Here is a 13,750-nt window from a genome sequence, read left to right as displayed (position 1 = left end):
CGCCGAACCGGGAGGACGTGTGACGGATCTGCTTCAGGTCAAGGACCTGCGGGTCGCTTTCCGGCTGCCGGAGGGCCGGCTGGAGGCCGTCCGTGGTGCCTCCTTCCGGGTGCGGCCCGGCGCGACCGTCGCCCTGGTTGGCGAGTCCGGCTCCGGAAAGTCGGTGGTCAGCCAGGCGATCATGGGCATCCTGCCGAGGACCGCCTATATCGACGGCGGCCAGATCCTGTTCAGCGACCCAACCCCGATGGCGAGCGGCCGGCCCGCGAAGCCGATTGATCTGGCGGCGCTCGATCCCAGCGGGCCGGAAATGCGCCAGGTCCGCGGCGGCCGCATCTCGATCATCTTCCAGGAGCCCATGACCTCGCTGTCGCCGGTGCACACGGTCGGCAGCCAGATCCTCGAGGCCCTGCACCTGCACCGCGACGTGACCCCGCCCGAGGGGCGGGAGCTGGCGATCGAGATGCTGCGCCTGGTCGGCTTTCCCGACCCGGCGGCGACTCTCGACATCTATCCCTTCGAGCTCTCGGGCGGCCTGCGCCAGCGGGCGATGATCGCCATGGCGCTGATCTGCCGGCCGGCGCTGCTGATCGCCGACGAGCCGACCACAGCGCTCGACGTCACGATCCAGGCGCAGATCCTGAAGCTGCTGCACGACCTGCAGTCGGAGCTGCAGATGGCGGTGCTGATGATCACCCACGACCTGGGCGTGGTCGCCAACGTCGCCGAGGAGGTCGTGGTCATGTACCACGGCGAGGTCATGGAGCACGGCAGCCTGGACGACATCTTCCGCCGGCCCGAGCACCCCTACCTCAAGGCGCTGCTGCGCGCGGTGCCGCGCTTCCACATGGAGGTCGGGGAGCGCCTAGTGCCGATCCGCGAGATCGAGCACGCCGAGGACAGCGCGCTGATGAAGCTGCGGCGCGCGGACTCCAACGCGGTCGTCGAGGGCGCGCCGCTTCTAAGCGTCGATTCGCTGACCAAGCGCTTTCAGACCCGCAAGAGCAACGGCTGGATGTCTGCGGAGCGCAGCGAGATCCTGGCGGTCGACGACGTCTCCTTCCAGCTGCGCCGCGGCGAGTGTCTCGGCCTGGTCGGCGAGAGCGGCTGCGGCAAGTCGACCCTGTCGAAGATCATCATGCGCGCCCTGAGCCCGGATTCGGGCGCGGTGACCTGGCACGACCGGGGCCGGGACATCGATATGCTCGGCCTCGAAGGGGCGGCCCTCACCGAATTCCGCAAGCGGATCCAGTACGTCTTCCAGGATCCCTTCAGCTCGCTCAATCCCAGGATGACCGTGGCCGAGATCATCGGTGAGCCGCTGGCCATCCACGGGATCGGCGATCCGGCCTCGCAGGCGGCCTTCGTCGCCGAGCTTATGAATGTGGTCGGCCTCGACCGCCGGCATCTCCGGCGCTATCCGCACAGCTTTTCCGGCGGTCAGCGCCAACGCATCTGCATCGCCCGGGCGCTGGCGCTGAAGCCGGAGGTCTTGATCTGCGACGAGCCGGTCTCGGCGCTGGACGTCTCGATCCAGGCCCAGATCCTGAACCTGCTGAAGGACCTCAAGGCGGCGCTGGGTCTGACCTATCTCTTCATCAGCCACAACCTGGCCGTGGTCGACTACATCGCCGACCGCATCGCGGTGATGTGCCGCGGTCGGCTGGTCGAGATCGCGCCGCGCGCGGCCCTTTTCAAGCGGCCGGTGCATCCCTACACCCGGGCCCTGCTGTCGGCGGTGCCCGAGCCGGATCCTGACCAGCAACTGGACCTCAGCGCCCTGATGGAGGGCCGCGCCTCGCAGCCCGCCAACTGGCCGGCCCCCTACACCATCGACGGATCCACGCATCCGCACCTGATCGACCTGGGCGATGGGCATTTCGTACGTGCCGACCCGGCGCTCGGAACCGTGGAGATGACAGCATCATGACCAGACCGGACCCACGCAAGCTCGCCTCGCCGACGGCGGCCCTCGCGCTCGCCGCGCTGATCCTCGGAGCCCCGGGATCGGCCCGCGCCTCCGAGGAACCGCCGCTGCTCGCCGAGCGGGTCGCGGCCGGCGAGCTGCCGCCGATGGCCGAGCGCATCCCGGAGACGCCCTTCGTCGATCCGCTCGACCGTCCGGGCATGACGCCGGGCCGCTACGGCGGGACCCTGCGCCTTCTGATGGGCGGCGCGCGCGACGTCAGGCAGATGGTGGTCTACGGCTACGCCCGCCTGGTCGGCTACCGGCCCGACCTGAGCCTGGCGCCGGACGTTCTCGAGAAGATCGAGGTCGATGACAACCGGGTCTTCACCCTTCACCTGCGCCCCGGCCATCGCTGGTCCGACGGCGCCCCCTTCACCTCGGCCGACTTCCGCTACTGGTGGGAAGAGGTCGCCAACAACGAAAAGCTCTTCCCCGCCGGACCGCCGGTCGTCCTGCGCGCCAACGGCGAGCTGCCCAAGGTCGAGTATCCGAGCAAGACCGTGGTCCGCTACAGCTGGCCGAAGCCCAATCCGACCTTCCTGGACGAGCTGGCCAAGGCCAGGCCGCTCTACATCTACGCGCCGGCGCACTACCTGAAGCAGTTCCACGCCGACCACGCCGACGCCAAGGAGCTGGAGGCTAAGGTCGCCGAAGCCGGGGTGCGGAACTGGGCGGCGCTGCACATCCGCCAGGGCCATCTCTACAAGAACCAGAACCCCGAGCTGCCGAGCCTGCAGCCCTGGGTCAACACCACCTTTCCGCCGTCGGACCGCTTCGTGTTCAAGCGCAACCCCTTCTTCCATCGGGTCGACCGCGAAGGCCGGCAGCTGCCCTACATCGACAAGGTGGTCGTCGGCATCGCCGACAAGGGCCTGATCCCGGCCAAGACCGGAGCCGGCGACAGCGACCTCCAGGCCCGCTACCTGCGCTTCGACAACTACACCTTCCTGAAGGATGCCGAGAAGAAGCAGAACTTTGAGGTCCGGCTCTGGAACAGCGCCGTGGGCTCGCGGGTCACGCTCTATCCCAACCTGAACGTCGAGGATCCGGTGCTGCGCGAGCTCTTCCGCGACGTGCGCTTCCGGCGCGCCCTGTCGCTTGCGATCGACCGCGACGAGATCAATCAGACCATCTACTTCGGCCTGGGCCAGCCGGGAAACAACACCCTGCTGAGCACGAGCCCGCTGTTCCACCAAAGCTATCTGGAGCGCTGGGCCAACCATGACCTCGAGGCGGCCTCGGCGCTGCTCGACGAGCTCGGCCTCACCGAGCGCGACGCCAAGGGCGTGCGTCTGCTGTCCGACGGGCGTCCGCTGGCGCTGATCGTCGAGTCGGCGGGCATCGCCACGGAGGAGAGCGACGTGCTGGAGCTGATCCGCGACAGCTGGGCGCAGATCGGCATCAAGCTCTTCACCAAACCCTTGCAGCGCGAGGTCTTCGTCAACCGGGTCTTTGCCGGCGAGACGCAGATCGCGATCTCCAAGGGGCTGGACAACGGCGTCGCGACGCCGGACATGAGCCCGGCGGAGTTCGTGCCGATCACCCAGGACCACCTGCAATGGCCGAAATGGGGCCAGTATTACGAGACCCGCGGCCGCTCGGGCGAGCCCCCCGACCTGCCGGCCGCCAAGGAACTCATGGACCTCTACACGGCCTGGTACGAGGCGCCCGACACGGAGGCACGCAAGCAGGTCTGGAAGCAGATCCTAGAGATCCACGCCGAGCAGGTCTTCACCCTGGGCACGGTGAGCGCCATACCGCAGCCCGTGGTGGTCAACAAGCGCCTCCACAACCTCCCCAAGGAAGGCGTCTACAGCTGGTATCCCGGGTCCTTCTTCGGCACCTACCACCTCGACCATGCTTGGCTCGAACCCGAGGACGGCGCGGCGCAATAGGCCAGGCATCCAGACCATGCTGTCCTACACCGCGCGCCGCATCCTGGTGATGATCCCGACGCTGATCGCGATCAGCATCATCATCTTCATCATCATCCAGCTGCCGCCCGGCGACTACCTCGAGACCTACATCAACGAGCTCAAGTCCCAGGGCGAGCAGGTCGATCCGGCCCGCATCGAGTACCTGAAGGAGATCTACGGCCTGGACAAGCCGATGCACGAGCAATATCTGCTCTGGGCCTTCGGCCTGCTCCAGGGCGACCTCGGCTATTCCTTCGAGTTCGAGCTGCCTGTCAGCGACGTCGTCGGCGACCGGCTCTGGCTGTCGATGGTGCTGTCGACCACGACCATCATCTTCACCTGGATCATGGCCTTCCCGATCGGGATCTACTCGGCGGTCCGGCAGTACAGCCCCGGCGACTACGCCCTGACCTTCCTCGGCTTCCTCGGGCTGGCGACGCCGAACTTCCTGCTTGCGCTGGTCCTGATGTACCTGGCCAATGTCTACTTCGGGGTCTCCATCGGCGGCCTGATGGACGAGCGCTTCATCGACCAGCCCTGGTCCCTGGCCAAGGTCGGCTCGGTGCTGGAGCACCTGATCGTCCCGGTCATCGTCATCGGCACCGCCGGGACCGCCTCGCTCATCCGGACCCTGCGCGCCAACCTCCTGGACGAGCTGCAGAAGCAGTACGTGATCACCGGCCGGGCCAAGGGCCTGTCGCCGCGCAAGCTGCTGCTCAAGTATCCCCTGCGCATCGCGCTCAACCCCTTCGTTGCCGACATCGGCAACATCCTGCCGCGGATCATTTCGGGCGCGGTGCTGGTGTCCGTGGTGATGAACCTGCCGACCACGGGGCCGATGCTGCTGCGCGCACTGCAGAGCCAGGACATGTACCTGGCCGGCTCCTTTCTGATGTTCCTCTCGCTCCTGGTGGTGATCGGCACCTTCCTCTCCGATCTGGCCCTGGCGGCCCTCGATCCCCGGATCCGGCTGGAAGGACGGGCTGAAAAGTGACCGACACCACCCTGCCCGGCGAAGACGCCAAGCGCGGCGGCGCCAAGAGCCCGGCCGAATCTCTGCCGCATTACGTCAATCCCGCGCCCTTCGACCCCTCCACCAAGGAGGCGATGACCGCGGAGCAGGAGCGCTATTTCATGGCGCCGCAGTGGCGCCTGGTCTGGTGGAAGTTCAAGCGCCACCGGGTCGCCCTGGCCTCGGCCATCCTGATCCTGCTGCTCTACGCCTCGGTGCTGATCAGCGAGCTGCTCGCGCCCTACAACCTCCATACCCGGCATAGCGGGTTCATCTACGCCCCGCCCCAGTCGGTCCACCTGTTCCACGAGGGCAGCTTCGTCGGCCCCTTTGTCTACGGTTTCGACTACCGCCTGAACATGGAGAACCTGAAGCGCGAGTTCACGGAGAACCCTGACAAGATCCACAGGCTGCGCTTCTTCTGCCTGGGCGAGACCTACGAGTTCTGGGGCCTGTTCGAAGGCCGCTTCCGTTTCGTCTGCCCGGCCGTGGACGGCACCCTCTTCCTGCTCGGCACCGACCGCCTGGGCCGCGACGTGCTGAGCCGGATCATCTACGGTGCCCGGATCTCGCTCACCATCGGACTGGTCGGCATCACCCTCAGCTTCCTCCTGGGAATCATCATCGGCGGCCTGGCCGGCTACTACGGCGGCTGGGTCGACAACATCACCCAGCGCGGCATCGAGATCGTGCGCAGCTTCCCGGAGATCCCCCTTTGGATGTCGCTCTCGGCGATCCTGCCGGTGACCTGGAGCCCGATCGGGGTCTACTTCGGCCTGACCATCATCCTGGCGCTGCTGGACTGGCCCGGCCTCGCCCGGGCGGTGCGCTCCAAGCTGCTGTCGCTGCGCGAGGAGGACTTTTGCACCGCGGCCCAGCTGATGGGCGCCTCGCCGGCACGGATTATCGGCCGCCACCTGCTGCCCAGCTTCACCAGCCACCTGATCGCCTCGATCACCCTGTCGATCCCGGCCATGATCCTGGGCGAGACGGCGCTGTCCTTTCTCGGCCTCGGCCTGCGCCCGCCGGTGACCAGCTGGGGCGTCCTGCTGTCCGAGGCGCAGAACATCAACGTGGTCGTGCTCTATCCCTGGCTGATGATCCCGGTCATTCCGGTCATCGTCGTGGTGCTGGCCTTCAACTTCGTCGGCGACGGCCTGCGCGACGCCGCCGATCCCTACAAGTAGCCGGACTCCCTCAACTCAGCTCGTCCTTCAGCAGCGCCAGGCGCAGCCATTCGTCTTCCGCCGCCTGGAGCTTGGCCTGGGTGCTGTCGAGGGCGCGGGCCGCGCGCTCGACGGCCGCACGGTCCTTCTCGTAGGCCGAAGGGTCGGCCATGGCGGACTCCAGGCGCGCGGCCTCGGCCGAGAGGCGCTCGATCTCGGCCGGCAGGGTCTTGAGCGCATGTTGCTCGCGCGGGGAAAGGCGCCGCTTGCGCGGCGGGACGGCCGGCGGGGCCGCGGGACGCGGCCGTTTCGGCCGCGCCGTCTTGGCGGCCTCGGGCACGACCACCCCGCTGCCGCGCTGCGCCAGCATGTCGCTGTAGCCGCCGGCGTACTCGGTCCAGCGGCCCGCGCCCTCCGCCATCACGACCGAGGTCGCCACCCGGTCGATGAAGTCGCGGTCGTGGCTGACCAGCAGCAGGGTGCCGGTGTAGTCGGCGAGCAGCTCCTGCAGGAGGTCCAGGGTCTCCAGGTCGAGGTCGTTGGTCGGCTCGTCGAGCACCAGGACGTTCGAGGGCTTGGCCAGGGCGCGGGCCAGAAGCAGGCGGCCGCGCTCGCCGCCGGACAGCCGCGCGACCGGCTGGCGCGCCTGCTCGGGCAGGAAGAGAAAGTCCTTCATGTAGGAGACCACGTGGCGCGGCCGGCCGCCGACGAAGACCGTGTCGCCGCGGCCCTCGGTCAGGACCTCGGCCAGGGTCGCGGCCTCGTCGAGGGTCTCGCGCCTCTGGTCCAGGGAGACCACCTCGAGGCTGACACCGCGGGTCACCACGCCTTCGTCCGGCGCCAGCTCGCCCAGCAGCAGCTTGATCAGGGTCGTCTTGCCGGCGCCGTTCGGCCCAATCAGGGCGACCCGGTCGCCGCGCATGACCTTGAGCGAGAGATCGGCGACGATCGGCCGGCCGCCGTAGGCCTTGGCCAGGCCCTCCGCCTCGAAGACCATGCGGCTGGAGGTCTCGGCCCGGGCGGCGGCCAGCTTGACCTTGCCAGGGGCCGCCCTGGCCTCGCGCCGGGCCTGCTTCAGGGCATGGAGCTCGGCCAGGCGCCGGACGTTGCGCTTGCGCCGGGCGGTGACGCCGTAGCGGCGCCAGTGCTCCTCGCGGACGATCTTGCGGTCGCGCTTGTGCCGCTCGGCCTCTTCCTGCTCCAGGATCTCGTCGCGCCAGGCCTCGAAGTCGGCGAAGCCGCGCTCCATCCGCCGGCAGGCGCCCCGATCGAGCCAGACGGTGGCGCGGGTCAGGGCCTCGAGAAAGCGCCGGTCATGGGAAACCAGGACCAGCGCCGACCTCAAGCCCTTGAGCTCCGCCTCCAGCCACTCGATGGCCGGCAGGTCGAGGTGGTTGGTCGGCTCGTCCAGGAGCAGGACGTCGGGCGCCGGCGCGAGGCAGCGCGCCGTTGCGGCGCGGCGCGCCTCGCCGCCTGAGAGACTTGCGGGATCCTCCTCGCCGCCGAGTCCCAGGGCCTTGAGGAGGGTGCGCACCCGGTGCGGGTCGTCGTCCGGCCCCAACCCGGCCTCGGCATAGGCCAGGGTGGTGGCGAAACCGGAAAGGTCCGGCTCCTGAGGCAGGTAACGCAAGGTGACGCCCGGCTGCAGGAAGCGCTCCCCGGCGTCCGGCTCGACCGCGCCGGCGGCGACCTTCAGCAGCGTCGACTTGCCCGATCCGTTCAGTCCGACCAGGCCGATGCGGTCGCCCGGCGCCACCGCCAGCTCGGCATCCTCGAAGAGCTGCGTGGCGCCGATCCGCAGACGCAGCGCCTTGAGATGGATCAGCGGCGGCGCCATCGGCCCGCCTAGGAGGAGTTGGCCCGGAGCGCCCAGATCATGGCGATGAAGGCGCCCTTGCAGCGCGGCAGGAACAGGAGGCAGAGTCCGGTGGCGAAGAGGGCCAGGGCGAGCACTAGGAACCAGACGGGCAGACGATCCTCCATCGCGATCGGCAGCACGAAGGGCGCCAGGAGATGGCCGACGATCAGGATGGTGAGCCAGGCCGGGCCGTCGTCGGCGCGGACCTCCGACCAGGCTTCGCCGCAGGCCGGGCGGGCCTCGACCTGCTTGAGATAGGACCGGAAAAGCCCCGCGCCGCCGCACCTCGGACAACGCCCGCGGATGGCCCGTCGGACCGATGCCCAGAGCCTGCGTTGTTCGACTCGCTTTGTCATGTCGCTTCGTCCTGGTCCTGGTTGGAAAACCGGGCCCCGCGGGATTGTCCACCCAGAGCAAGGCCTGCACATAGCGGCCCGGCCCGGCTTGTTCAAGTCGAGTCCCCCATGCAACGGAGATCGCGGCGTCAGCGCGCCAGGACCACCAGCTCGACCGGATGGCCGACCCCCTCGACCGCGGCCGAGCTGCGCTCGGGCGCGGGGCCTCCGGGGCTGAAGCCCTGGTCCAGCGCCGCCTTGTAGGTCTCGGCGTCGCAGAGGCCGCGCACGCCGAGGTCCTTGTTGTGCTTCTCCAGCTTGGCCGAGAGGTTCACCGCGTCGCCGATCACGGTGTACTCCAGGCGGCTCTCGTCGCCCACCGCGCCGAAGAGGATCCGCCCGGTCGCGACCGCGGCGTTGACCTCGGGGCAGGCTTCGCCCTTGGCCTGGCAATCGCCGCGCCAGGCGGCGGCGACGTCCAGCGCCTCGGTGCAGGCTCGAAGCGCGTCGGCTGCAAAGGTCTCCGAAGGTGTGCTGGCGCCGAAGGTCGCCATGATGCCGTCGCCCAGGAACTTGTCGATGCTGCCGCCGTGCTTCTGGACGACCGGCACCATCAGGGACTGGTACTGTGCCAGCAGACCCATGACCCGGTCCGGCGGCAGGGTGTTCGCGAGCTTGGTGAAGCCGCGCATGTCGAGATTGAGGATCGCCGCCTCGCGCAGCTCGCCGCTGCCCGCGGTGATCGCCTGGTCCGCGCCCTTGATCCGGGCCGCGACCTCGGGCGAGAAGAAGCGGGACAGGTCCTGGGCCGCGGTCTGCTCGGCCACGGCGCTCACCAGCAGCCCGTAGGCGCGCCGCAGCGCCACGGCCAGGATCGCGGTGACCACCAGGATCGAGACGATCTTGTCGAACTCGGCACCCAGGAGGATGGAATTCGAGGTCAGGTAATCGACGTAGTTCTTGGTGATCATCGTGTCCGCGGGATCGACGTTGATCACGTAAACGATCAAGGTGCCCCAGCCGGCGGCGGCGACCAGCCCGGCGAGCAGGACCCAGCGGAAGTCGAAGCGCAGGGCTCTGAGCGCGATGAAGATGAAGACGTAGAGCATGGTCGGCGCCTTGAGATAGAAGGACGCCGGCTCGCAGTACTTCAGGTGGAAGCTCCAGATCAGGACCATCAGCAGGGCGACGTCAAAGACGATCGACATGAAGAGCGACCAGGCCGGCAGGCGGGCCCGGCTGGCCCAGATCAGCCGAATCACGGTCAGCATCAGGTAGATGCCGATGGCCCAGGGTTCCAGCGCGAAGCCGGGCTCGATCGGAATGCTGAGATCCAGCGGAAGGGTCAGTTCCTGATCGACGCACGCCGCCTTGTCCCGCAAGGAACCGCGCCGCGGATCCGGCGCCAGCAGGTAGAGGATGGCGAAGGTCAGGACCACGCCGAGCTGGAGCCAGCCGATCAGGATCTCGCTGCGGTCCTGGGACATTTCGATTTCCCGGCGGACCCGCGCGGGCAGGGCCGTGACCGAGGGATTCCGGCCAAGCAGCTTGTTCAGCATGTCGCCCCCGGAGCTCTGCGGTTCATCTCTATGGCTCCTATTTAGGTCATCCGGTCCCGGGATGGCCGTCAGTTTAGCGTGAGCCGCGCGTTATCGCCGCCGCAGCCAGAGACTCGATTCCCGGGCGCCGGCGGAAAGCGGCAGCTCGCCGACGACATGACCGGCGAGGTGGCTCGTCAGGCGGGTGGCGACGTAGTGGCTGGCGAAGACGAGCTCCCAGCGGTCGCCGTCCAGCAGCTGCACCGCCAAGAGTTGCTCGTTGTAGCCGCGCCAGGCCCAGTCGGCCGGGTAGTCGTCGGGCAGGAAGACGTCGTGGATATGCAGCAGCGCGCCGGCGGGCAGGTCCGGCAGCACGCGGCCGAACAGGAAGTCGACGTCGCTGCCCGGCATGGCGACGTGGCTGGAATCGATCGACAGGAAATCCCCGGGGCCGAGCCCCGCGAAGACCCCGGGATCGGCCGCCTGCAACGTGCTCTGGCGGTGCTCTACGGCCAGCCCCTCCAGGCGGGCCCGCGGCGCCGGGTCGATGGCGCAAAGCCGGCTCTCGAGGCCACCGTCGGCGACGGCCCGCGCGAAGAAGCGGGTCGAATGGCCGGCGCCGACCTCGATGATGCGGGCCGGGCGGAGGCGCCGGGTCAGGGCGTAGGCGGCCGCAGCGTCGAGCCTCGGAAACCAGTCCTGGGTCCAGCGGGCCGGCCGTCCCGGGCCGTCCTGCGGCCCGGTCCCGATTGCCTTGAGGTCATCGGCGAGCTCCTGGATCCAGCCCAGCACCTCCCGGAAGCCGGGCGCCGCCGCGGCCAGTCGGGCCTCGGCCGCCGGATAGGGCTGGCGCTGGCCGGGCGGGGTGACATCGCCGGCGTAGCGGTAGGGAATGAAGAAGCCGCGCGGCGCCAGGCCCAGCACGGTCTGAAGCCCGAAGCGAAGGCGCCGGAATCCCGCACGCAGCGTCGGCCGGGTCACGGATGCAGGACCAGTCCTTCCTTCGCCACGATGGTGCCCGGCCGGGCCGCCTCGGCCGCCGCGGCGATCCCGTCCATGGTCGCGTCGTCGTGGGAAGGATCGTGGTGGAACACGACCAGGCGTTCGACCCCGGCGGCGTCGCAAAGGCGGACGCCCTCCTGCCAGGTCGAATGCCCCCAGGTCTTGTAGCGCGGGAATTCCTCGTCGGTGTAGCTGCAGTCGTAGATCAGCAGCTGCGCGCCTTGGATCAGCCCGAGGATGTTCTGGTCCGGCTTGCCCGGCTCGTGCTCGGTGTCGGTCACGTAGCAGACCGAGCGGCCGTTGTAGTCCAATCGATAGCCGGTCGCGCCGTTGGGATGATTGAGCGCCGCGGTCTTCAGGCTGAGGTCCGGCCGGGGCGCGATCACCTCGCCGGCCTCGAAGTCGTGGAAGGTGACGTTCGCGCCGAAGATCGAGGTCGGCACAGGGAAGAGGGGATCGGCCATGTACTTGTTCAGCACCTCGTGCAGCATGCGCTGGGGCAGGAGGTGGCCGGCCCAGAGACGCAGGCGATTCCTCTGGTCGAAGAAGGGCGCGAAGAAGGGGATCCCCGTGATGTGGTCGACATGGGTGTGGGTCAGCAGGATGTCGGCTTCCAGCGGGGCGTCGCCGTTCAGGCTGTTGCCCAGTTCCCTGAGCCCGGTGCCCGCATCCAGGATCAGGAGGTGCGGTCCGCAACGCACCTCGATGCAGGAGGTGTTTCCGCCGTAGCGGGCGTAATGCGGCCCCGGGCAGGCAATCGAGCCGCGTACGCCCCAGAAGCGGAGCAGGAAGTCATCGTCCAAGGGGCTGCCTTTCTTCACTCCATTCTACCGGTCGGCGGCACCCGCCCTAAAGGTGACCCCTCGGCAGCATGACACGCCCCGAGCATGGCGCAAGACCCTCCTATGCTCTTATGACGGACTCTGGCGGACTCGGGCTTGCGGCAAAGGCCCCTAGGGCGCAAGGCGATAGCCGCCCGGCTCGGTGACCAGGATCGCGGCATTTGAGGGATCCCGCTCGATCTTCTGGCGCAGGCGGTAGACATGGGTCTCGAGGGTGTGGGTGGTGACCGAGGCATTGTAGCCCCAGACCTCGCCCAGCAGGGTGTCGCGGCCGACCACTTTGTTCCCGGTGCGGTAGAGGTACTTCAGGATCGCCGTCTCTTTTTCGGTCAGGCGGATCTTCTTCTTGGTTTCGCCGTGAACCAGGAGCTTTGCGCTGGGACGAAAGGTATAGGGGCCGATGGTGAAGACGGCGTCTTCGCTCTGCTCGTGCTGGCGCAGCTGGGCCCGCAACCGGGCGAGCAGGACGCCGAGCTTGAAGGGCTTGGTGACGTAATCGTTGGCGCCGGCATCGAGGCCGAGGATGGTGTCGGCATCGGATTCGGCGGCGGTCAGCATGATGATCGGCGACTTGACGCCGTTGCGCCGCATCAGGCGGCAGACCTCCCGGCCGTCCATGTCGGGCAGGCCGACGTCCAGCAGGATGGCGTCGAAGTACTCCTGCTTGGCCAGCTCCAGGGCATCGCCGCCGTTGCCGGCCTCGACGGTCGAGAACTCCTCGTGCAGTCGGAGCTGCTCGCCGAGGGACTGCCGCAGCGCCTCGTCGTCGTCGACGAGCAGAATCTTCTTGCCTGGAGTCGCATTCATGGCTTGCCGGTCCGAAGGCCCCTTTCCCCGCTTCTTGCCGTGCCGACAGGCGCTTGGGATGTCGTCGGTCGAGCCGCGACGACGGAGGCCGAGTCTCTCCGGGCCGGGCCGGCGCGCGCGCACGGCGAAGTCTTTACCGTGTCAGATATCATCCGCCGCTGAACGGTTCAAGGCGCCGGGCCCAAGGCGGCGGAACCTGACCCCGATCCCGTCCAGCCGAATGAAGCCGATTCGGCGCCGTATCGTCCCGCTGCAAGCGCCTTGTCACCCGGCTCTAGATCAAGATCGGCTCAGATTGAATCAATCTGAGCCGTGAATCTTGATCTATTTTAACAGGTTAGAGCATGATTCACGTGTCACACCATGTCGGTGTGACACGATCATGCTCTAGGCACCGGTCAGGGCGATGAGCCGGGCGGTCAGCGGATGCTCCGGCGTGAGCAGCAGGTCGAGGATCGAGAAGTGGGTTTGCGCTTCGATCACGAATTCGTCGAGGTCCGCGCCCTGCCGCCGCCACGCGGCCGCGAAGGCCGTCTGCTGGCGCAGGAACTCATCCGTCTCCTCGCCGCCAACGGCGCAGACCAGACGCGCGCCCGGCGGCGGCGGGACTCGCAACGGGCTCATGTCCCGGACCGTCTCCGGGTCGATCTGCAGCACCGGCTGCTGGTAGCAGAGCCGCATCGGCTCGAGGTCGTAGATCCCGCTGATCGAGCCGGCGGCCGCCAGCGCCGGCTGCGCGAGGCCGAAGCCGGCCTGCCAGTCCGTGGCCAGGGCCATGGCCGCCAGGTGGCCGCCCGCCGAATGGCCCAGGGCGACGATGCGCCGCGGGTCGAGGCCGAGGGCTGGCGCCTCGGCCTGGAGCCAGGCGAAGGCGCTGCGGATCTGGACGACCATCTCGCCGATCCTGGCATCCGGCGCCAGGTCGTAGTTCAGCGAGGCGTAGGCGATGCCCCAGTCCAGGAAGGCGGCGCCCAGATGGCTGAAGTCCGACTTGTCCAAGGCCTGCCAGTAGCCGCCGTGGATGAAGGCGATCAGGGGGGCCGGGCCGCCTTCGGCGGGGAAGAGGTCGAGGGTCTGGCCGGCGGTGAGTCCATAGCGCAAGTCCAGCCGCGCGGCCCGCCCGGCTCGGAAGGCCGCGCTGTCCTCGGCCCATTTGGCGAAGTAGGCCGGGTGCTCCGGCCAGCGGGCCCGGAGATTGATCTGGGCGTCGAGCTGAGCTTGATCGTAGTGAAGGTAGACCGTATCTGACATGCGAGCCTCGAAAGCGGCGCCCTGCCTCGACAGCCGAACATCCACGAAGGGAGT

The 13,750-nt window shown here is 68.4% G+C and carries 11 protein-coding genes; 4 read left to right on the top strand and 7 right to left on the bottom strand.

From position 1 onward, the window contains the following. Positions 1–19: 19 nt before the first annotated feature. From QNJ30_08125 to QNJ30_08110, 4 genes are read left to right on the top strand one after another with little or no spacing between them, the layout of a single operon-like run. Entirely contained in the window at positions 20–1,930 is a 1,911-nt protein-coding gene (locus tag QNJ30_08125; protein ID MDJ0943417.1) for an ABC transporter ATP-binding protein, read from the top strand. Next, positions 1,927–3,864 (top strand): ABC transporter substrate-binding protein, encoded by a 1,938-nt coding sequence (locus QNJ30_08120; GenBank protein MDJ0943416.1) that lies wholly within the window; start codon positions 1,927–1,929, stop codon positions 3,862–3,864. Before QNJ30_08125 ends, QNJ30_08120 begins: the two co-directional genes overlap by 4 nt. A gap of 16 nt (positions 3,865–3,880) precedes the next feature. Then, positions 3,881–4,879: an ABC transporter permease gene (locus tag QNJ30_08115; GenBank protein ID MDJ0943415.1), complete on the top strand. Its 999-nt coding sequence runs from the start codon at positions 3,881–3,883 to the stop codon at positions 4,877–4,879. Continuing rightward, positions 4,876–6,084, top strand: a complete 1,209-nt coding sequence (locus QNJ30_08110; protein MDJ0943414.1) for an ABC transporter permease — start codon at positions 4,876–4,878, stop codon at positions 6,082–6,084. Before QNJ30_08115 ends, QNJ30_08110 begins: the two co-directional genes overlap by 4 nt. Before the next feature lie 10 nt (positions 6,085–6,094). On the opposite strand, the gene QNJ30_08105 is transcribed toward QNJ30_08110, so the two are convergent. From QNJ30_08105 to QNJ30_08075, 7 genes are all read right to left on the bottom strand, one after another. After that, positions 6,095–7,900, bottom strand: a complete 1,806-nt coding sequence (locus QNJ30_08105) for an ABC-F family ATP-binding cassette domain-containing protein (protein ID MDJ0943413.1) — start codon at positions 7,898–7,900, stop codon at positions 6,095–6,097. Between the two features lie 8 nt (positions 7,901–7,908). Continuing rightward, on the bottom strand, positions 7,909–8,277 hold the full coding sequence (locus QNJ30_08100; GenBank protein MDJ0943412.1) for a DUF983 domain-containing protein: 369 nt from the start codon (positions 8,275–8,277) through the stop codon (positions 7,909–7,911). A gap of 128 nt (positions 8,278–8,405) precedes the next feature. After that, positions 8,406–9,815 carry an adenylate/guanylate cyclase domain-containing protein gene (locus QNJ30_08095; GenBank protein ID MDJ0943411.1) on the bottom strand — a complete coding sequence of 470 codons (1,410 nt, stop codon included), beginning with the start codon at positions 9,813–9,815 and terminating at the stop codon, positions 8,406–8,408. 90 nt (positions 9,816–9,905) lie between these two features. Then, complete coding sequence (locus tag QNJ30_08090; protein ID MDJ0943410.1) at positions 9,906–10,775, bottom strand: class I SAM-dependent methyltransferase; 870 nt, start codon at positions 10,773–10,775, stop codon at positions 9,906–9,908. Then, on the bottom strand, positions 10,772–11,617 hold the full coding sequence (locus QNJ30_08085; protein MDJ0943409.1) for an MBL fold metallo-hydrolase: 846 nt from the start codon (positions 11,615–11,617) through the stop codon (positions 10,772–10,774). Before QNJ30_08085 ends, QNJ30_08090 begins: the two co-directional genes overlap by 4 nt. A gap of 132 nt (positions 11,618–11,749) precedes the next feature. Then, on the bottom strand, positions 11,750–12,445 hold the full coding sequence (locus QNJ30_08080; GenBank protein ID MDJ0943408.1) for a response regulator transcription factor: 696 nt from the start codon (positions 12,443–12,445) through the stop codon (positions 11,750–11,752). A gap of 387 nt (positions 12,446–12,832) precedes the next feature. Then, positions 12,833–13,696 (bottom strand): alpha/beta hydrolase, encoded by an 864-nt coding sequence (locus QNJ30_08075; GenBank protein ID MDJ0943407.1) that lies wholly within the window; start codon positions 13,694–13,696, stop codon positions 12,833–12,835. Positions 13,697–13,750 lie beyond the last annotated feature (54 nt).

The organism is Kiloniellales bacterium, assembly GCA_030066685.1.
Classification (GTDB): Bacteria; Pseudomonadota; Alphaproteobacteria; order Kiloniellales; family JAKSBE01; genus JAKSBE01.
The sequence above is the reverse complement of the archived record's forward strand: the minus strand, read 5'-3'. Positions and strand labels throughout refer to the sequence as shown.

Coding starts and splice junctions, on each gene's coding strand:
- QNJ30_08120 (MDJ0943416.1), top strand. CDS start 1,927: ATGACCAGACCGGACCCACGCAAGCTCGCCTCGCCGACGGCGGCCCTC.
- QNJ30_08115 (MDJ0943415.1), top strand. CDS start 3,881: ATGCTGTCCTACACCGCGCGCCGCATCCTGGTGATGATCCCGACGCTG.
- QNJ30_08105 (MDJ0943413.1), bottom strand. CDS start 7,900: ATGGCGCCGCCGCTGATCCATCTCAAGGCGCTGCGTCTGCGGATCGGC.
- QNJ30_08100 (MDJ0943412.1), bottom strand. CDS start 8,277: ATGACAAAGCGAGTCGAACAACGCAGGCTCTGGGCATCGGTCCGACGG.
- QNJ30_08095 (MDJ0943411.1), bottom strand. CDS start 9,815: ATGCTGAACAAGCTGCTTGGCCGGAATCCCTCGGTCACGGCCCTGCCC.
- QNJ30_08080 (MDJ0943408.1), bottom strand. CDS start 12,445: ATGAATGCGACTCCAGGCAAGAAGATTCTGCTCGTCGACGACGACGAG.
- QNJ30_08075 (MDJ0943407.1), bottom strand. CDS start 13,696: ATGTCAGATACGGTCTACCTTCACTACGATCAAGCTCAGCTCGACGCC.